The following is a 17,769-nucleotide window of genomic DNA, read 5'->3' on the forward strand; positions in this document are numbered from 1 at the left end:
TGCGCAGGACTCTGACGCCCTTGGCCGAAGCATGAGAACCGAACGTGCGCAGTAGAGAGGACTTGCCGACACCGGCGTCTCCGCGGACGAGTAGCGCGCCTCCGTTGCCTGCCACCGTGCTCGAAAGCAGGCCGTGCAGAACCTCCCGTTCCGCGTCCCGCCCGATCATGCGTTGGGCACCGCTGCTCTCAACGTCCGCTGCATACCTCTGACATCGGCCACGCTTCCGGATTTTACCTGTCCCTGACTTCCTCCGTTGAGCGGGTGCGGCTGAGTCATCAGTCGAACGACTACGTGATGACTCCATACCCACGGCCGTCGCGGACCTCGTCCGCCGCCGCGGTCGCCGAACGTGACGAGTCGGCCACACAAAGGTCGGCACGAGAAGGGCGTACCTACGCAGCCGGCCCACCGACTGGGTCGGTGGGCCGGCTGCGAGGACAGGGCGAACCGAAGCGCCTACCGCTTCCAGAGGTTCCAGTAGCCGGCCTCGAGGTCGTTGTCGCAGTAGTAGCTGTTGCTGGGATCGCCGCTCTGGTACACGACCTTCACGGCGAGGCACTGCGCCTGTGTGCTGTAGCTTCCGACCATGGTGTCGGCGTGGGCGACTGCGGCTCCCCCGACGGTGACGCCCGCCGCGCCGAGCGCGACGAGGCTCGCGGAAACGAGCTTCCTCTTCAAGCCCTGCAATATCATCTCGAACCTTTCCCTTCCCTAACAGCGCGGTGCTCGCGCTGCACGGTGACGAGTGAATGTAACGTGTGACACCGTGGCATAGTGATCAACGGACGGCAAGCGTCAGATCCTGCCCCGCTCAGGGCGTCTCTCTGGCCTCCGTGACACCGCCGTCCAGGTGCCTCCGGTGTGTCGTGTGACGTGGCTCCAGGGCCGTATCCTCGGCACATGTGCGCTGGTGGCCGATGCAGACCGCGCACTCCGGGAAGAGCGGGCACAGGCCTGACTCGATGACACCCTTCTACGACGACACGTAAGAGAGTGACGACAGGTGGATTTCAAGCTGGAAGTCGTAGTGCTGCCCGTCGCCGACGTCGACCGGGCGAAGGCCTTCTACGAGGCGGTCGGGTTCCGCCTGGACGCCGACCACGTCACGGACGAAACCTACCGGGTCGTCCACATGACACCCCGGGTTCGCCCTGCTCGGTGCGGCACCGGCGTCACCCTGGCCGCCCCGGGTCGTCCAGGGGCCTCCACCTCATCGTCTCGGACATCTTCGAGGCCCGGGACCAGCTGGTCGGCCGGGGTGTGGAGGTGGGCGAGATCTATCACGACACCAGCGACATCTTCCACCGCTGCACGGGCGAGAAGTGGCGCGGCGGACCCGACCCTCAGCGCCGCAACTATTGTACGTACGCGGACTTTTCCGACCCGGACGGCAATGGCTGGGTCCTTCAGGAGGTGCCCAACCCGTAGGGCCTCGTCGTGTGTCTGGGTAGACGTCGTGCGTGCCGCTCGTCGGCGTGATCGTGAACGTCTGGTCCAGGTACGTGTCCCAGCCGCCCGTGTTCTCCACCCGCCCCGTCCTGCCACGGTGTCGCACCGTACTGGTAGGCGCCGGCACTGGGCTGCGGTTCGGTGTAGCCGTCCGTGGCCGGGGCCGCACCAGGCCGTAGTTGCGTGCCGGTGAGGAGGAGTCGAGGGTGTAGTCGTGGTGCGCGGGGTCCGTGAACTGCGGACCGTCGGCTATGGGCAGGTTGTTGATGGAGGATGCCCCGGCTGTGGTGTCGGCGTCGCCGATGTTGCTGGCCACCTCCCGTGTCCGAGTAGGTGCCCGGGAAGAGGCTGACCAAGCGGAACGGCGGCCAGGCCACTGCCCTGAACCGGCCCCTTCATGGTCATGGGGGCCTCGGCGCGCCGGCAGGCGGCCAGACGCCGCTGCCCTCGTGGAGGGCGAGGGCGGGGCCAGTGTGCCCTCCTGATCGATGATCTCCCAGGGAAGCGTGACGACCGACGGCCGACCTACGGCTGAGACCAGCCGCAGCGCGGACATGGGGCCGCGGAGATGGATCATTCCCCCAGGCCGCCCAGCTCACCCACGACGTGCTGGAGCGCCGGCCTGAAGATCTCACTCCCCGTCATACCTGGCCCCACGCCACCAAGCAACGCTTCCGGGCCGGGCGCCTACTCGTGCAGTTCGCAGCCCGGCGCGGGAGCGTCCTCGGACAGAGGCGCGCCGTGCGGCATTACGTACAGGACGTCCAGACTACGTCGTCCGCACCGCGGTTCTCACCGATGTGCACGTGGTCCGCGCCCGCCGGCTCCTTCAGGAAGCTGCCCTTCTTGTACACGCCGTCCGGGGCGCAGTTGCTGTCGAAGTGGCTGAGCGTGCCCTGCTTGACGTAGGCGAACAGGGTGCCGTCGTGGTAGTGCCATCCCGTCGCCTGACCGGCGGGGATGGTGATCTCACGGAGTACGTAGTCCCGGCCGCCCTCGGTCCACTGCGCCAGGATCGTGCCGCTGACGCCGGGCCCGCCGGGCGTGGCCCGGGCGATGCCAGGGGTCAGCGAGAGTCCGACGAGCGCGGTTCCCACTGCTGCTGCACGTAACGTAGTGCGCATGGTGATTCCCTTCGAACAATGAGTGATTGACCGGCCGCGGGATGCCGACGACCAGTTCACACGACACACTGTATTACTACTGCACCCGCCATTGACAGTGTGATTGCGTCACCGGCTCGCCAGAAACACGTCAGTGGGCGCCCACGCGGCCGGTTAGTGTCATCGCAAATGGAGATATTCGTCGCCCCATGAGCAACATCACACCAAACAGTGTGACCGAAGGGCGTACTCAAACATCCCATCATTCTACGATGCTGGTCATGCGCAGTGAGGAAGAACAAGTGCGCGGTCCAGGCGACCGCGACGGCGTCGACACGTCCACGAACCTCTCCGAGGATCGCGTCACGGGCCGCTCCGGGCGATGGCGAGGCCGTCTGCTCGTCGCCGGACTGGTCCTGACCGCGTGCAACCTGCGGCCCGCTGTCACCAGCCTCGGCCCGCTGCTGGAGGAAGTGCGGCACGGACTCCACATGAGCGCGGCCGTCGCCGGTGTGCTCACTTCCGTCCCCGCCCTGTGCTTCTCCGTGTTCGGTGTCGCCGCTCCGCGGCTTGCCCGGCGCCTTGGCCCCGCGCGCGTGGTGGCCCTGGGCATGGCAGCCGTCGCCCTGGGCCTGCTCGTGCGTCCCTGGGTCGGTTCGGTGCCCGGGTTCCTGACCGCGAGCGCTCTCGCGCTCATGGGCATCGCCCTCAGCAACGTGCTGATGCCGGTCATCGTCAAGCGCTACTTCCCCGACAGGGTCGGCGCCATGACGGGTCTCTACTCGATGGCCCTCTCGCTCGGCACGGCCGTCGCCGCCGGAGTGACCGTTCCGGTGACGAGGGCCCTGGGAGGTGACTGGCGACTCGGCCTCGCGGTCTGGGGCGCTCTCGCGGTGGCGGCCGTCCTGCCCTGGCTACCCTTCGTCCGGAAGGGCGAGCCGGCCACCTCCTCCGGCGCGGACCGGTCGGCCGGGGCGCGGACGGCGGACCACCCGTACCCCGCGTGTCACGGAGCCGCACGGCCTGGGCGCTCGCGGTCTTCATGGGGCTCCAGTCCACCGGTGCCTACATCACCATGGGTTGGCTGCCTCAGATCTACCGCGACGCGGGCCTGCCCGCCGGCACCGCGGGGCTGTTGCTGGCCGTCACCATGGCGGTGGGTGTCCCCCTCGCGTTCACCATTCCACGGATGGCGGCGCGCCGTCCGCACCAGGGCCCGGTCGTCCTGGTCCTGGGTCTGGCGGACTCGTCGGTTACGCCGGGCTGTACTTCGCCCCGGTGGGCGGCGCCTGGGCGTGGGCCCTCATCCTGGGCGTCGCCAACTGCACGTTCCCCTAGCGCTGACGATGGTGAGTCTGCGGGCCAGGACCAGCACGGGCGTGGCCCAACTGTCGGCCTTCGCCAGAGCGTGGGGTACCTGCTGGCGATCCCGGGACCGATCCTCATCGGAACGCTCTACGAACACAGTGGCGGCTGGGGTCTGCCGATCACGGTGATGAGCGCGCTGCTCGTACCGCAGATGGCCGTCGGATACGTGGCGGGCCGCGACCGCGTCGTCGAGGACGAACTCGCCCACCGTTGACGGGGGCGGAAGCGCCGCGAAGGACCAGTGGCACCGCCCGCACGCCCGCGCTCCCGCGGTCGTGCACGAAGAGGAAGAAGATCATGTTCGAACGCATACTCGTTGCTGTCGATTCCAGCTCCACCCGTCTGTCCACCGTTCACTCGGCCGCCGCGATGGCCGGCTGACGGGTGCCAGGGTCCGGGTGCTGCACGTTGCCGCGTCCGCTGCCACGCTTGCCACTGTTGTTCCCCTGGAGGACGACTCGGAAGCGGAGTCCGTGCTCGACGAAGCAGTCGGCGTGCTGCGCCGGAGCGGGGGTCGCGGCCGAAGGAGTCATGGTCCATGCGCTCACCACTCGGATTGCCGGCGTGATCTCCGAGACCGCGGCCGCGTGGAAGGCGGACCTTCTGGTACTGACACCGCACCACCGCGACATGTTCGGCGCGCTGTGGGACCCCCGTGTGAGCGACGCCGTCGTTCACACGGGGCGCACCGCCGTACTCCTGGTGCCGGAGGGCGACGGGAACGATTCGGCCGAACTGCCGGCGACAGACCGGTAGGGCCCGGCCCCAGCCGTCCGGCACCCCGTGCACGCCGACGCGCGACCGAGCAGTACCCGGTCGCGCGTCGGTCGGGGACGAAGACCTCGTAGGGACGGAGCGATGGGCTAGGACCAATGCCGTTGTTTTAACTGTTCGGCGTAGGCTGCTGCGTACTGCTCCCGGGGGTGGTGCCAGTGTCTGTGAGTGTGTCTGATTTATCGGGTCTGGGGCTGTTGACCTGGGTGTATCCGCCGGGTCTGGTGGATCGTGTGGTGGCTGCCTGCGGGCGGGTGGAGCAACGCAGACGGCTGCTGCCGGCCCGGCTGGTGGTGTACTTCGTGCTCGGCCTGGCGCTCTTCTCGCCCGCTCCCTATCTGGAGGTTATGCGGCACCTGGTCGAGGGCCTGCGGGGTCTGGGACTGCTGGGTGACTGGCGCATTCCGGCGAAGTCCTCGCTGTTTCGGGCCCGGCAGCGGCTGGGGAGTGAGCCGCTGCGGGTGCTGTTCACCGCGACGGCGAAACCGCTGGGCACCGAGAGCACGCCGGGGGTGTTCTGGCGGGGCCTGCGGCTGCTGGCGGTGGACGGCACCTGCTGGGACGTCGCCGACACGGTGGCCAATGAGGCCGCCTTCGGCCGCCCGGGCAACGCCCGCGGCCCGGAGAAGAGTTCTTTCCCGCAGGTGCGGATGGCCTGCCTGGTGGAGACTGGCACGCATCTGGTGCTGGACGCGGAGCTGGCCGGCTGCCGCACCGGTGAGGTCACCCTGGTCCGGCGCCTGCCCCGCTCCTGCGGGCCGGGCCAGCTGGTGCTGGCCGACCGCGAGTTCCTCGGCATGTCGTTGTGGCGGGCCTTCACCGACAGCGGCGCCGATCTGTTGTGGCGGGTGCCCGCCAATCGCGTCCTGCCAGTCGAGCGGGTGCTGCGGGACGGCTCCTGGATCTCCCGCATCCACGCCAGCACCGACTCCGCGAAGCGGGATCCGGTCACCGTGAGGGTCCTGGCCTACCGGCTCGACCACGCCGGCCCGGCGGCCGGCGACTACCGGCTGGTGACCAGCCTGCTCGATGCCCGCCGCTTCCCGGCGCGTCAACTGGCCGCGCTCTACCAAGAGCGCTGGGAAGTCGAGTCGGTCCTGGCCGAGCTCAAGACCCGCCAGCGCGGCGCGCACACCGTGCTGAGCAGCAAGACCCCGGACGGGGTGCTGCAGCAGATCTGGGCCCACCTGCTGGTCCACCGGGCCCTGCGTGAGCTGATGTTTCGCACCGCCGCCTCCGGCGGCCTGGATCCGGACCGGATCTCCTTCACCGAGACCCTGCGCTCGGCCCGGCGCAGCGTGACCGTCACGCCGGGCCGTTTTTCCCCCTGACCTCCTGGTCCAGGCGCTGGTCCTGCTCGAGCACGACCTGTTGGAGCGGCTCCTGCCGGTCAGACGCCTGCGCAGCCAGCCCCGTGTAGTCAAACGCAAGATGTCCAACTACAGGCTCAAACGGACCGAACACCGGACCTGCCCCCAGCCCGCCCGCGGCGGTGTCCAGGCCGTCCGCATCCAACGACCCCAACCCGCGAATCCGTAAAGCAACGGCATTGCCTCTAGCCGGTCAGGCCATCAAGCCGCCCTCAGGCCGCGTCGAACCCTCAGGCCGTCAAACCCTCAAGCCGTCAAACCCTCAGGCCGTCAAACTCTCAGGCCGTCACCGGCTCGCCCGTCGGGCCCTCGTCGTCCGGGGTCCCGGAGGACGGGCCGAGGGGCCTGCCCTCCCACAGCACGCAGCGCCAGCCGGCGTCGGGGGAACCGTCGAGGACGACGACGCCGGTGTTGGCCAGCGGGTGGGACGCCGCATGCGCCACGTCGACGTTGACGGCGCGGGCCGCGACCCAGGTACGGATCACGGCGCCGTGGCTGACCATCGCCACCGAGCCCGCGCCGGAACCGGCGGCCTCGGCGACGACGGCGTCGAAGCGGCCCAGCGCCTCCGTGCCGGTCTCCCCGCCGGGCATCCGGCGTTCGACATCCCCGGCCGACCAGGCGAACGCCGTGGTCATGTAGATGCCGGCCGCCTCGTCGTCGCCGCGCATCTCCAGCTCACCGGCGATCAGCTCCCGCAGCCCCTCGCGCACCACCGGCTCAAGACCCCGCGCCGCGGCCAGCGGGGCTGCGGTCAGCTGGGTGCGCAGCAGCGTCGAGACGTACAGCGCGTCGATCTCCTCGCCCGCCAGCGCCTCGGGCAGCGCGGCGGCCTGCTCCTGCCCCAGCGGTGTCAGGCCCGGGCCGGGCACCGTGGTGTCCAGGAGGTGCTTGAGGTTGGACGGGGTCTGGCCGTGGCGGATGAGGATCAGGCGCATGCGGGGCGGGCCTCCTGGTCTTGCGGTCGTGCGGGACGCTTTCAGCGGGACAGTCCCACTGTTTCACCTTCACCCGCCATGCCGAACGGGCCCGCCCGTGGACCCCGTGCACGGGTGTTACATGTCACAACATGTCGCCCTCACGCACCTAGAAGAGAACACCTTGGTCGACGCCGGCGGCCATGTGGTGCTCCTGCACGCGGTGCGAGGGAGTGGGTTCGTCGTCGCCGAACAAGGGCTCCGTGCCGAGTTCGTCAGGAACAGCCGGGATGACGGTCGGACCGGCGTCGGCACCCGGACGCGACTCGGCGTCCTGGTCGAACTCGTCGGGTGTCATGCGCGTCCAATCGCGTCCCTGCCGCACGCTCATGTCGCATCCCCTTCTCGTCGCCGGTCGTGTGTCCAGAACTGTTCCCATGATCTCGGCGCCGACACGGAACGATTGACGAAGCCCCACAGCGACCGAACCAGGTCAGGTCAGAGCAGAGCAGGTCAGAGCGCATCAGGTCAGCAGGGTGCGCTTCAGGCGGGCGAGGTCGCGGCTGTCCAGGCCGAGCGCCTGCCGCTCGTAGGCCCCGAAGGAGCCGTACGCGTCCTTCACCTCGTCGAACCCCGAGTTCAGGTACTCCGCCCGCACATCGAGCATCGGCTTGTACACCTTCGCCTGCTCGGGCGGCATCGCCGCCAGCGCCGCCGCGTTGGCCGCCACGCGGTAGTCGTTGGAGGCCAGGTAATCGGCGAGCACGGTCTCGCGCGGCACGCCGAGGGCCGTGAGCAGCGCCGCGTTCGCCCAGCCCGTACGGTCCTTGCCCGCGGTGCAGTGGAACAGGTCGCCGCCGCCGTCCACGATGCCCGCCATGAGCGTGCTGTAGGCCGTCCTGGCGGTGGGCGAGCTGACCATTGCCTTCTCGCCCTGGACCATCATGTCCACGGCCCCGGCCTCCGAGGTGGGCAGCTGGAAGACCGGGCTGTCGTCGCCGATGACATTCGCCACGACGTACGCCGTTCCTGCCGGGACCTTGTCGGGTGCGGCACCGCGCTCACTGGTGGTGCGCAGGTCGTAGTCCGTGCCGATGCCCAGGCGCTTCAGCTTCGCCAGGTCGGCAGGTGTCAGCTTGTCCAGGGCGTCCGAACGGTAGACCTCGCCCATCTTCACCCAGTGACCGTCGGCGGTGCGATACCCGCCCGCGTCACGGAAGTTGACCGTTCCTTCCAGCTTGATCAGGCGATCCGCCAGGTGCAGGCCGCGGCCGTGCTCGGGTATCAGGTCGAACCACTGGCGGTCGACGCTCGCAGGCAGTCCCTTGACCGTGACCTCACCGCTCGCTCCGCCGCGCGCCACCGTACGGCCACCGGCCGCCTTCACCGTGACGCGCCGCACGCCCGGCGCCTTCCAGGCGATCGTGTACGTGCCTGCGGTCGCCGTCGCCTCGACGGTGGCCTGCGTGAACGGGATGCGGGTGGCGGGCGTGGTGTGCGTTCCCGTGTCACCGGAGTGGGCCGAGGCCACGGGGGTCGCCAGAGCGAGGAGGGGCAGGGCGCAGAGTGCGGGTGCGGTGGCCCTGACACGCGTCATGTGCTTCATGGCGCGGATGCTCCGGGGCGCAGAAGAGCTACGCGCGTCGGGCTGATGAACCGCGGGTGACACCGAGGCAAGGAGACAGGGGGATCGGTGGTGCATGAGAGAGGTCGACGGCGGTGCACCGGACGCGCCGCGCGCCCTCGGTCACCCCGGCTCGCCGCCGGGGCAGCCGTGTGATGCCGAGGAGTACAGGCGCTGTCCCTTGCCCAAGGGTTGTTCCGCAAGATGGCCGCGCCACAGGAGCACGCCGTGGCGCCGCTCCCACACACCCACGTACACACCTTTGACGAGACGTTCCGGAACGAGGAACACAAACGCCCAGGCGACGGCCCAAGGACCCCATATGAGACCGAGGACAAGGGCGGGCAGTCCGGCCACCACAATGAAGGCCCCGTCGAAGCTGCGGCGCCAGGACTCACGCGCAGTGGGCAGTACCGCCTGGGGGTCGGCCAGGGGCAAGGAGTTCTCCACATACTTCTTCTCCCCGCCCAGCCAACGAGAGCGCACCGTGACGTCGAGCAGGCCGAAGAGCGCGCTCAAGCCCGCGAAGGCCGCCAGGAGGGGAACGGTCGTGTGCTCGAAGTCCGGCAGACCCCGTACACCGAAGACGACAGGGACGGTGATGGCCAGCGAGATACCCGTCTCGACGACGGTCATCAACTGATGGTGGACATACCGCACCACGGCTCTCTCCCCTCGCATCCACCCCCCGCGACGGATGCTGCACCCACTATGCACACTCCGGAGACCCCGGTGAGCCATCCGCCTTCAGGGCCCCAGACCGACGTGTGTCGTCAACCTCCTTTTCGCACGGCGTTGGCTACAGGGACGCCCAGGGTCGGCGCGTGCACGGCGTTTTACGGCTGCTCGGTGGGACCGGCAGACGGGTGCGGGCCCTTCAGCGTCAGCTCCGCCCAGATCTCGGTGCCGTTCCGCCGGGTGCTGAGTGTCGCGCCATTGCGGCGCAAAGCCACCAGTGCCGCCGTGTTGTCGTTCGTGGTGTCCGCGACCACGGTGCGGGCTCCGGCTCTCGCGGCTACGGCGAGAACGATGTCGAGGGCAGCCGTACCGATCCCCTGCCCGCGGTGCGAGCGCCCGAGCCACATGCCGGTCTCCAGGGCGCCGTCACTGTCGCGGATCGCCAGACGGGCTGAACCTACGATCCTGCCGTCGTGCTTGACCGCGAAGGTGGACTCGCGAAGGGGGCCGCGCAGCCCCGGGACCCGGGCTCGATGCCAGTCGAGGAAGCGTTCCCGGCGTTCTGCCGTCCATCCTGGCGGTCCCGCGACCGCGGGCATGACCTCCTCGGGCGCCGCGTCCTCGACGGCTACGGCGAGCAGTTCGTCGAGGTTCGTCTCGTCGACCCGCTGCACTTCCACGCGACCGGCCACGCCGCCCCCTCCCTGCACTGCGTAACGGGATGGTCGATCCTCGCGTTCGCCGCAGCAGGAAGCCAGCGGTTTTTGCACCGGAGGCGCGGTGACCGCCCAGTTGGCCGCCGACAGGGCCGCCGCCATCAGGGCGTCGTCGCCGTCTGTGTTCCGCACTCCGAGAAGCCGCAAGTCACCCGGCGGATCTCGCGCAGCCCGGCGGACGGTCTCGTCACGGACGACGCGGGTGCCGTCCGGGTCCTCGGCGAGGCCCTCAGCCCCGTCGCCGTAAGGTGGACGGAAATCCCCTTTCCGCACATGCGCAGGGAGGGAAGCACTGCAAGATCGGTCACTCGGCCGGCCGGTATCGGGTGGAGGTGGTCCAGGGTGTTCTCGGTGCAGGTCACGCGTCGGTCCGGGAGTGCGGTGTTCGCGCTGCGCGGTCAGCTCGACTTCGACAGCGTGGTGCAGCTGCATGAGGTCGGCGAGGAGGAGCTGGCCGGGGGGCACGGTGCGCGCGCGGTGGTCGCCGACTGCTCGGCACTGGCGTTCTGTGATTCTTCCGGTATCGCCGCACTGCTGTGGCTGTACCGGTCGCTGGCCGCGCAGGGCCGGGTGTTGCGGCTCGCGGCCGTACCGGACGCCCTGGCGCGTCTGTTCCTGCTGACGGGCCTGGACCAGGTCTTCGCCATGCACGGCGACGTCGCCGAGGCACTGGCCGCGGATGTGCAGGGACATGACATCGTGGGCGCTGACACGAACGACACGGCGGGGGCCACCGGAAGGCAGACGACATGACGCGCGTACCAGGGCGTGTGCCCCGGCCTGCCGGGACCGCGGCCACGCGCGTCACCGCCGCGAGCGAGGCGGATCATGATCTGCGGTCGTTGTTCGGGCAGTCGAGAGCGGTGTTCGCGGCCCTGGCCGGGCCGGCCCATGTGCTGGAGACGGCGAACACGGCGTTCTTCGCGGCGATCGGCGGATCCGCGCATGCCTGTGCCGGGGCCCCACTGAGGCAGCTCGTGCCCGAACTGGTCGGGCAGGGGATCATGGCACCGCTGGACCGGGTCTACCGCACCGGCGAGCCGCACGCCGGGTGGGGCGCCCGGGTGCTGCTGGGCGAGGGGCCGGGCGCGCGGGAGGCGTTCTTCGACTTCACCTTCGAGCCTCGCCTCGACGCCGGCGGCAACGTCATGGGCGTGCGGGTGCTAGGGGTCGAAACCACCCAGGTCAAGCACGCGCAGCGGCTCGCGGCCGAACACCGCGTGCTGCTTGAGCAGATCGCCCGCCAGGCCCCTCTGCCGCAGGTGCTGGAGGGCATGGCCCGGTCGATCGAGGACCTCATGCCCGACGAGGTCCTGGTCTCCGTGCTGCTCGCGGACGCCGACGGCCGGCGCCTGCGCCATGGCGCCGCCCCGAGCCTCCCCCGGTTCTACAACGAGGCCATCGACGGGATCGCCGCCGGGGAAGGTGCCGGTTCCTGCGGCACCGCCGCGCACCGCCGCCAGGCGGTGATCGTCACCGACATAGCCGCCGATCCGCTGTGGGACGACTTCCGCGAGCTGGCCGCACGGGCCGGTGTCGCCGCCTGCTGGTCCACCCCGATCCTGGCCCGGGACGGCGCCCTGCTGGGCACCTTCGCCATGTACCACCGCGTCCCGCGCGCCCCGCAGGAGGCGGACCTCGCGCTCGCCCGGGTCTTCGCCGACACCGCGAGCCTCGCCATCGAGCGTCACCAGGCCGAGCAGGCCCGCCGGGAGGCCGAGGCCCGGGCGAAGGCAGCCCGCAACGACCTCGCCTTCCTGCTGAACGCCAGCACGCTGCTGAGCGCCGACCTCGACGCCGACCAGGCCCTGCAGCGGCTGGCCGACGCCTGCGCGCCCGCGCTCGCCCCGTTGTGCGCGGTCGACCTCATCGAGGGCGGACGCCTGCGGCGCGTCGCCACCTCCGCACCCACCCGCGCCCAGCAGGAGCTGCTCGCCTCCCACGTCCCGGTGTACGACACCGCCGACGACGCCATCGCCCGCGTACTGGCCTCCGGCGCCGGCGAGATCGCCCGCCGCACGCCGACGGGCCCCGGCCCCTGGCAGGACCTCGGCGTCACCGGTTACCTGTGCGTCCCCCTCCTCGACCGCGGCCGGGCTTTCGGCACCATGACGCTGTTCTCCACCGGCGAGCACCTCCTCGACGGCCACACCGTCGCCCTCGCCGAGGAACTCGCCCTGCGCGCCTCCTCGGCCGCCCGGAACGCCCGCCAGTACACCCACCGCGCCACCCTCGCCCGCGACCTGCAGGCAGGGCTGCTCCTGCCCGACCTGCCCGACATCCCGGGGACCGACGTCGCCACCTACTACCACCCGGCCGGCGAAGGACTCGACATCGGCGGCGACTTCTACGACGTCTTCCCCCTCGACGACGGCCGCTGGGCCTTCCTCCTCGGCGACGTCTGCGGACGCGGCGCCATCGCCGCCACCACCACCGCCCTCGTCCGCCACACCGCACGCGCCGTCGCCCCGCTCCTGCCCGACCCCGAGGACGTCGTCAACGCCGTCAACCGGGCCCTGATCAACCGGCCGCACAGCCACGGCACCGGCTTCGTCACCCTCGTCTACGGCCAGCTCACCCCCCGGCCCACCGGACTGGACATCGAATTCGTCCGCGCCGGCCACACCCTGCCCGTGCACCTCGACGCCGAGCACACCGCCCGCATGATCGACACCCCTGGTCTCCTGCTCGGCCTCTCCCCCGACCCGCATGTCACCACCCACCGCCTGCACCTGCGGCCCCACGAGAGCCTCGTGCTCTACACCGACGGCATCACCGAGGCCCGACGCCGCGACGCCTCGCTCTTCGGCGAGGAACGCCTCACAGCCACCGTGAGCGGTACGCCGCACCGCCCTTCCGCCCAGCAGATCACCGACACCCTCACCCGGGCCGTGGACGCCTACACCGACGGCCACCACAGCGACGACGACCAGGCCATCCTCGTCCTCACCGCCACGGAACCGCCGCGGACGCCGACCGCCGAGGCGGCGTAGGCCCAGGAGCGCCACCACGGAAGTGACGGGCCGGTAGAGTGATCGTGAGGTCCGCAAGCCAGCACATGCGTGCGAGGGCTGCGGCCCGACAAGGTGAAGTGGGTGGGGGACGGTGGGGATCCGCATGGCCGACGTCATGACGTACGGCGGCAGGGAGCACCCGGTCGAGGACATGGGTCATGGTGATCACCTGTGTCTTGCCTTCACCGATGACGCCGAGCAGCGCCGGGTGGTCACCACCTACCTGCTGGACGGCCTGCGCCGTGAAGAACGCGTGATGTACTTCGCCGACCAGTGCGCCCCCGAACAGGTCCTGAACTGGCTGCGGGCAGCAGGAACGGACCCGGGCCCGGCGCTGGCCAGCGGGCAGCTCGCGGTGACCACGGCCGACGACAGCTACCTGGCCGCGGGCCCGTTCGATCCCGACGCGATGGTGACCACGCTGCGCCAGGAAGTCACCGACTCCCTGGCAGCCGGCTACACGGGCTTCCGCGTCAGCGGGGAGATGGGCTGGGCGCTGCGCGGCGTCCCCGGGGCCGGGCGGCTCGGCGAGTACGAGACGAAGGTCGACGAGGTCTTCGCCGGACAACCGGCGTCGGCGATCTGCCAGTACGACGCCCGCCTCTTCGACGCCGCCTCCCTCGAAGAGTTCGACCGGCGCCACCCCGGATCGGTCGAAGCCCCGCCCCTGCACAGCAGTGCCGTACTGCGGCTGACCCCGTCCTTCCGGCAGGGCAGGCGAGCGTTGCGCGTGGCGGGCGAGGTGGACTACAGCTCCGCCCCCGCGCTGGCGAGTGCGCTGCGGACGGCCCTGGACTGGCCCGGGGACATCGTGGTGGACATGAACGGCCTGGAGTTCATCGACCTGGCCGGGGTGCGAGCGCTGGTGCGCACCGCCGAGCGGCTGCCCGAGGGCAGGCTGCTGCGTGTGGTTGGACCTTGACCCGATGCTCCACCAGGTGATCCGTGTGATCGGCTGGGACGAGGTGCCTGCCCTGTCCGTCAGCGCCCGGGAGGCGTCGGCGTGACCAGCACCACCGCAGCCGCACGCCCGCACTCCGAGAACCCGCGACGCCTGACCCACCAAGGGCTGATCTACGGCAGCGACGAGGAGTTCCTCTCCGCGATGGTGCCGTTCTGCCTCGACGGCCTGGAGCAGGACGACGCGGTGTGCGCGATGACGACCGAAGCCAACATAGAGCTGCTGTGCCGGGCCCTCGGGGATGCGGCGGCCGGCATCGCCTTCGTCGACACCGTCGACTGGTACCGCACGCCTGGGCGCACGCTGAGCGCCTACTACCGCTACGTGGACCAGCGCACCGTCGGCGGACCGCACCGACGAGTGCGCGTGATCGGCGAACAAGCCTGGTCTGGGAAGCGGCAGTTGGAGCACGGGTGGGCCTGCTCCGGGACGGTCGGTGCGGCCTTCGCCGACGGTCCGGCCTGGATCGTCTGCCCCTACGACATCCGGACCCTGCCGGACGACGTAGTCGCTGGAGCCCGGCGCACCCACCCGGAACTGGTCACGGGCCCACCCGCACCGGTCCCCACCGCCGACGGCGGCGCGGCCACCCTGCGCTTCGGCGCCGACCTGTCCGTCCTCCGGACCTTCGTCGCCCGCTCCGCCAGAGAACAGGGCATGTCCAGCGCCACGGTGCAGCGGTTGCTCTTCGCCGCCAACGAGGTCGCCACCAACGCCGTCCAGCACGGCGGCGGCCACGGCCGCGTGACCCTGCGCCGCGCCGGGCAGCACATCCTGTGCGAGGTCGCCGGTCCCGCCGAAGCAGGCGACGACGGGCATCCCGGCTCCCCGTCCCCCGTACCAGAGCAGCGATACGGGCACGGCCTGTGGGCAGTGCGCCAGCTGTGCGACCGCATGGAGATCGATACGGAACAGGGCGGCATCACCGTGCGCCTTCACCTGCGGCTTGCCTGACACCGTCGCGAACTGACCGGGCCGTCAGCGCACGCTCCGCACGTGGGGAACAATCGGTGCGTGACACACATGATCGACAAGCGTTTGCTCGGCAACTGGCACAGCGCGCCCTTCGACGTGGGGGCCATGGAGACGAGCGAGGTCAACTTCCTTCCCGACGGGCGGGGTTGGAGCCGTTTCGAGAGCATCACGACGGAACTCAGCATCGGCCGCTTCCGTTGGAGCTGCCCCGAGCCGGGCCTGCTGGAGATCCGTTACGAGCTGCGCATCGACGGCACATGGGTCGCGGGCAGCTCGGGCTTCGCCACCGTGGAGAGCGCGGAGGCGGATGACGAAGTGGTCCGCACCGCCTACCGCATCGGCCCGGAGACGCCGCCGTACGCCGAGGAGCCCGTCACCACGCTGGTCCTCGACGGCACCATGATCGAGTTCGCCTCCCACTTCGCCCGCGGCTCTCTGCGCATCTCACCCGCCGACGACGACTCAGCGGCGGTCGTCCCGTACAGCGCCACCACCTGACCCGTACTCATGCGCGGCGTTGCGGAACCGAGTCGGCCGCGGCCCGTCACCCCTGAGCAACGGTTCCGCGGCGCCCCGGGTGGCTCAGCCCTGCTGCTCCAGTGTGTCGGCGAAGGCGCGGAGGGCGTCGGCCAGTTCCTTCTTGGTGGGCAGTTCGTCCACCTTCTTCTCCAGACCGTCGATGCGCTTCGTCAGTTCGTCGAGGTCCGCGGGGGTCGTGGGATCCGTGGTGGGCTCGCCCGAGGGGATCGGGGACTCAGTCGGCTCCTCGGTCGGCTCCTCGGTCGGATCCGTACCGCCCGAGCCTCCCGCATCCGTACCGCCTGAGACGCCACCGGCCACGCCGCTGTCGCCGCCGGAGTCACCGCCGTCAGCTCCGCTCGACACACCGACGGAGCCGCCGTCATCGCCGCCCGACACACCAACGTCCCCGCCGCCGTCAGTGCCGCCGGTGTCGACGCCCATGCTTCCCCCGCCCTCGGACGGATCCACGGACACAGCGGTACGGCCGGAGGCCGCCCCGCCTTGGTCCGTCACGGCGATCGCCCCACCCACACCCAGCACCATCGCGGCCGCCGCGCCGACCAGTGCCACTGTCATCCGGCGCGCCTGAAACCTCTTCAAGATTGTCATGCGTCGGACACTAACGATCGATTTGCGCGGAGGGATCCCTTCCGAGAATTCGGCACCGCGCTCTCCGGCGGCGTCGCCGGGGTCCAGGGGGTCGTTCCGCTACGGGACGACCACCGCAGGTGCGGAGAGGTCGATGGCGAACGTCACCCGGTCCAGACCGGGGCCGTCGTAGTCGCGCCGCACGGCTGAGGCGATGAAGCCGAGCCGCGTGTGAAACGCCTGCGAAGCGGTGTTCTCCGGGCTGGTGATGCAGTGCACGTAACGGCGCCCATGTGACCGAGCGAGCGCGAAGAAGGCCTGGTACAGAGCGCGTCCGACGCCCTGCCCGTGCAGCGCCGGGTCGACCCCGACGAACCCGCTTCCCCCTTCAGGCCGCCCCACCACTCGTCCAGTACGGCGAGAACGCGGAGATGGTCCCCATCGGCAAGGTGCCGGGCCCGCAGGTCGGCGGGAAGATGGTCGATCATCCGTGCAGTCTGGCAGCCGAGCGAAAGGGGGAAGGGAAATTCCGACCGCTGGTGAGCAGTGTGGCGCCGGGGCGGCGGCGGGTCCGGTCACGGCCCGTTCTCCGACCCTTCGAGCGCCCTCCAGCGCGGAGCGTCGTCATCCGGGGCGTCCGGCGATGCGAAGTGGAACGGTACGCGGAGGTGCTCGGCCAGCGCCTGCCCCGCCGCGACGGCGGCTGTCCCCGGAGCGGGACCGTCCGGCCGGTGATGGATGGTTGCCAAGTGACCCTCCCCCTTCGGGGCGTCCAGAACCGCGACCAGGACAACGCACCAGTCATGAACCGTATCGCCGTCCCACAGCGCCTCCACCGCCGCGATACGGCCGGGCAGCGCGCCGACGCGGGCGGCGAGTGCGGGCAGATCCAACGGGTCCGGCGGCGTGTACTGCACCCGGTCGCCCAAAGCCTCGTACCGCGCGCGCACCACCCGCTCGGCCTCGTGCAGGCCCAAGCCCAGGGGACGCAGCACCTCCCACACGGACCGGACAGCCGCGAGCCGTCGGTCGCGCAGCACGTCGGCATCGACTTCCAGACGGGTCCGCTCTTCCAAGTAGTTCCACCAGGACGTCATTTGACCACCAGCCACCATTCTGTGTCAGCACAAATAGCGCGCAGTACGGACCAAGGTGCGAAGGGGCCGAGGCTAGCTGACCGGCCAGAGCTGTCCGCCTCGCGAGCGCTGTCCCCGCCCGCCCCCACGGCCGTCCGGCCTCGCGCGAGGCGGTCAGACGTTGCCGAGGTCCGAGGAGACCCAGTGTTCCGGGCGGACGGTGATGATGACTGCTTCGCCATGGTTCGCCTCGGCGAACTCGACGTAGCCGTCGACCTTCTCGGACGGCAGATAGCGCGAAGCCATCTCGACCAGATGGGCGCGGGTGGCAGGGACCGTGGAGATCACCGGGCCCTCGACGGACACGTAGCGGACGGTCGGCTCGACGCGGTCGACCATGAGCGTCAACCGGCCCGCCTTGTCGATGAGTTCGTGCTTGCGTGAGCCCTTGCCGGTGTGGATCCAGATGTCGCCGCCGGGCGCGTACTGGTACCAGATCGGCACGGTCAGCGGCGCCCTCCCCTCGCCTGCGTCGACGGCCAGGGCCGCGATGTGCGGTTCGGCGAGGAACTGCTCACGCTCTTCTCGGGTGAGGGCCATGGAACTGCTCCTTCGGAGGCGGATGCCACTG

21 protein-coding genes and 1 pseudogene are annotated in these 17,769 nt (G+C 70.3%); 9 read left to right on the forward strand and 13 right to left on the reverse strand.

Annotated elements, in window-relative coordinates:
• Window positions 1–307 (reverse strand): ATP-binding protein (locus N5I75_RS15495; protein WP_476677930.1); only part of this gene is annotated, 307 nt, incomplete at its 3' end.
• A 152-nt stretch (window positions 308–459) separates the two neighbouring features.
• Entirely contained in the window at window positions 460–681 is a 222-nt protein-coding gene (locus N5I75_RS15500) for a hypothetical protein (protein WP_476677931.1), read from the reverse strand.
• Between the two features lie 480 nt (window positions 682–1,161).
• Here N5I75_RS15500 and N5I75_RS15505 point away from each other — a divergent pair, with 480 nt between their 5' ends.
• Window positions 1,162–1,431 (forward strand): VOC family protein, encoded by a 270-nt coding sequence (locus tag N5I75_RS15505; protein ID WP_476677932.1) that lies wholly within the window; start codon window positions 1,162–1,164, stop codon window positions 1,429–1,431.
• Window positions 1,432–2,139: 708 nt separating this feature from the next.
• Here N5I75_RS15505 and N5I75_RS15510 read toward each other — a convergent pair.
• Window positions 2,140–2,576 (reverse strand): annotated as a pseudogene (locus N5I75_RS15510) (cupin domain-containing protein).
• A gap of 260 nt (window positions 2,577–2,836) precedes the next feature.
• Between N5I75_RS15510 and N5I75_RS15515 the strand changes: the two are divergent.
• Window positions 2,837–4,051, forward strand: coding sequence for an MFS transporter (locus tag N5I75_RS15515; protein ID WP_476677934.1), 1,215 nt, complete (start codon window positions 2,837–2,839; stop codon window positions 4,049–4,051).
• A gap of 225 nt (window positions 4,052–4,276) precedes the next feature.
• Here the strand turns inward: N5I75_RS15515 and N5I75_RS15520 are convergent, their stop codons facing one another.
• Window positions 4,277–4,456 (reverse strand): hypothetical protein, encoded by a 180-nt coding sequence (locus N5I75_RS15520; protein WP_476677936.1) that lies wholly within the window; start codon window positions 4,454–4,456, stop codon window positions 4,277–4,279.
• Here N5I75_RS15520 and N5I75_RS15525 point away from each other — a divergent pair.
• Both N5I75_RS15525 and N5I75_RS15530 read left to right on the forward strand, forming a co-directional pair.
• A complete protein-coding gene (locus tag N5I75_RS15525) occupies window positions 4,455–4,679 on the forward strand; it encodes a universal stress protein (protein WP_476677937.1) in 225 nt (74 codons plus the stop codon). The genes N5I75_RS15520 and N5I75_RS15525 overlap by 2 nt on opposite strands.
• Before the next feature lie 188 nt (window positions 4,680–4,867).
• On the forward strand, window positions 4,868–6,028 hold the full coding sequence (locus tag N5I75_RS15530) for an IS4 family transposase (protein ID WP_476677332.1): 1,161 nt from the start codon (window positions 4,868–4,870) through the stop codon (window positions 6,026–6,028).
• A 317-nt stretch (window positions 6,029–6,345) separates the two neighbouring features.
• Here the strand turns inward: N5I75_RS15530 and N5I75_RS15535 are convergent, their stop codons facing one another.
• The 5 genes from N5I75_RS15535 to N5I75_RS15555 form a co-directional block, all read right to left on the reverse strand.
• The gene (locus tag N5I75_RS15535; protein ID WP_476677939.1) at window positions 6,346–7,005 is read right to left on the reverse strand and encodes a histidine phosphatase family protein; all 660 of its coding nucleotides are present in this window, start codon (window positions 7,003–7,005) and stop codon (window positions 6,346–6,348) included.
• A 148-nt stretch (window positions 7,006–7,153) separates the two neighbouring features.
• The gene (locus N5I75_RS15540) at window positions 7,154–7,342 is read right to left on the reverse strand and encodes a hypothetical protein (RefSeq protein WP_476677940.1); all 189 of its coding nucleotides are present in this window, start codon (window positions 7,340–7,342) and stop codon (window positions 7,154–7,156) included.
• 165 nt (window positions 7,343–7,507) lie between these two features.
• Entirely contained in the window at window positions 7,508–8,590 is a 1,083-nt protein-coding gene (locus tag N5I75_RS15545) for a tyrosine-protein phosphatase (protein WP_476677942.1), read from the reverse strand.
• Window positions 8,591–8,731: 141 nt separating this feature from the next.
• Window positions 8,732–9,244 (reverse strand): hypothetical protein, encoded by a 513-nt coding sequence (locus N5I75_RS15550; RefSeq protein ID WP_476677943.1) that lies wholly within the window; start codon window positions 9,242–9,244, stop codon window positions 8,732–8,734.
• 200 nt (window positions 9,245–9,444) lie between these two features.
• Complete coding sequence (locus N5I75_RS15555; RefSeq protein ID WP_476677945.1) at window positions 9,445–9,978, reverse strand: GNAT family N-acetyltransferase; 534 nt, start codon at window positions 9,976–9,978, stop codon at window positions 9,445–9,447.
• 366 nt (window positions 9,979–10,344) lie between these two features.
• Here N5I75_RS15555 and N5I75_RS15560 point away from each other — a divergent pair, with 366 nt between their 5' ends.
• From N5I75_RS15560 to N5I75_RS15580, 5 genes are all read left to right on the forward strand, one after another.
• Window positions 10,345–10,755, forward strand: coding sequence for an STAS domain-containing protein (locus tag N5I75_RS15560; protein ID WP_476677946.1), 411 nt, complete (start codon window positions 10,345–10,347; stop codon window positions 10,753–10,755).
• The gene (locus tag N5I75_RS15565; protein WP_476677948.1) at window positions 10,752–12,995 is read left to right on the forward strand and encodes a SpoIIE family protein phosphatase; all 2,244 of its coding nucleotides are present in this window, start codon (window positions 10,752–10,754) and stop codon (window positions 12,993–12,995) included. Before N5I75_RS15560 ends, N5I75_RS15565 begins: the two co-directional genes overlap by 4 nt.
• A 124-nt stretch (window positions 12,996–13,119) precedes the next feature.
• Window positions 13,120–13,938: an MEDS domain-containing protein gene (locus N5I75_RS15570; RefSeq protein WP_476677950.1), complete on the forward strand. Its 819-nt coding sequence runs from the start codon at window positions 13,120–13,122 to the stop codon at window positions 13,936–13,938.
• Between the two features lie 81 nt (window positions 13,939–14,019).
• A complete protein-coding gene (locus tag N5I75_RS15575; protein ID WP_476677952.1) occupies window positions 14,020–14,931 on the forward strand; it encodes an anti-sigma factor RsbA family regulatory protein in 912 nt (303 codons plus the stop codon).
• Between the two features lie 60 nt (window positions 14,932–14,991).
• Complete coding sequence (locus N5I75_RS15580; protein ID WP_476677953.1) at window positions 14,992–15,450, forward strand: hypothetical protein; 459 nt, start codon at window positions 14,992–14,994, stop codon at window positions 15,448–15,450.
• An 84-nt stretch (window positions 15,451–15,534) separates the two neighbouring features.
• Here N5I75_RS15580 and N5I75_RS15585 read toward each other — a convergent pair whose 3' ends face one another.
• From N5I75_RS15585 to N5I75_RS15600, 4 genes are all read right to left on the reverse strand, one after another.
• A complete protein-coding gene (locus N5I75_RS15585) occupies window positions 15,535–16,083 on the reverse strand; it encodes a hypothetical protein (protein ID WP_476677955.1) in 549 nt (182 codons plus the stop codon).
• Between the two features lie 99 nt (window positions 16,084–16,182).
• Window positions 16,183–16,464: an N-acetyltransferase family protein gene (locus tag N5I75_RS15590; protein WP_476677957.1), complete on the reverse strand. Its 282-nt coding sequence runs from the start codon at window positions 16,462–16,464 to the stop codon at window positions 16,183–16,185.
• Between the two features lie 173 nt (window positions 16,465–16,637).
• The gene (locus N5I75_RS15595; RefSeq protein ID WP_476677959.1) at window positions 16,638–17,159 is read right to left on the reverse strand and encodes a hypothetical protein; all 522 of its coding nucleotides are present in this window, start codon (window positions 17,157–17,159) and stop codon (window positions 16,638–16,640) included.
• Window positions 17,160–17,312: 153 nt separating this feature from the next.
• Window positions 17,313–17,738, reverse strand: a complete 426-nt coding sequence (locus tag N5I75_RS15600) for a pyridoxamine 5'-phosphate oxidase family protein (protein WP_476677961.1) — start codon at window positions 17,736–17,738, stop codon at window positions 17,313–17,315.
• Between the last annotated feature and the right edge of the window lie 31 nt (window positions 17,739–17,769).

It is taken from the genome of Streptomyces sp. R818 (assembly GCF_056172735.1).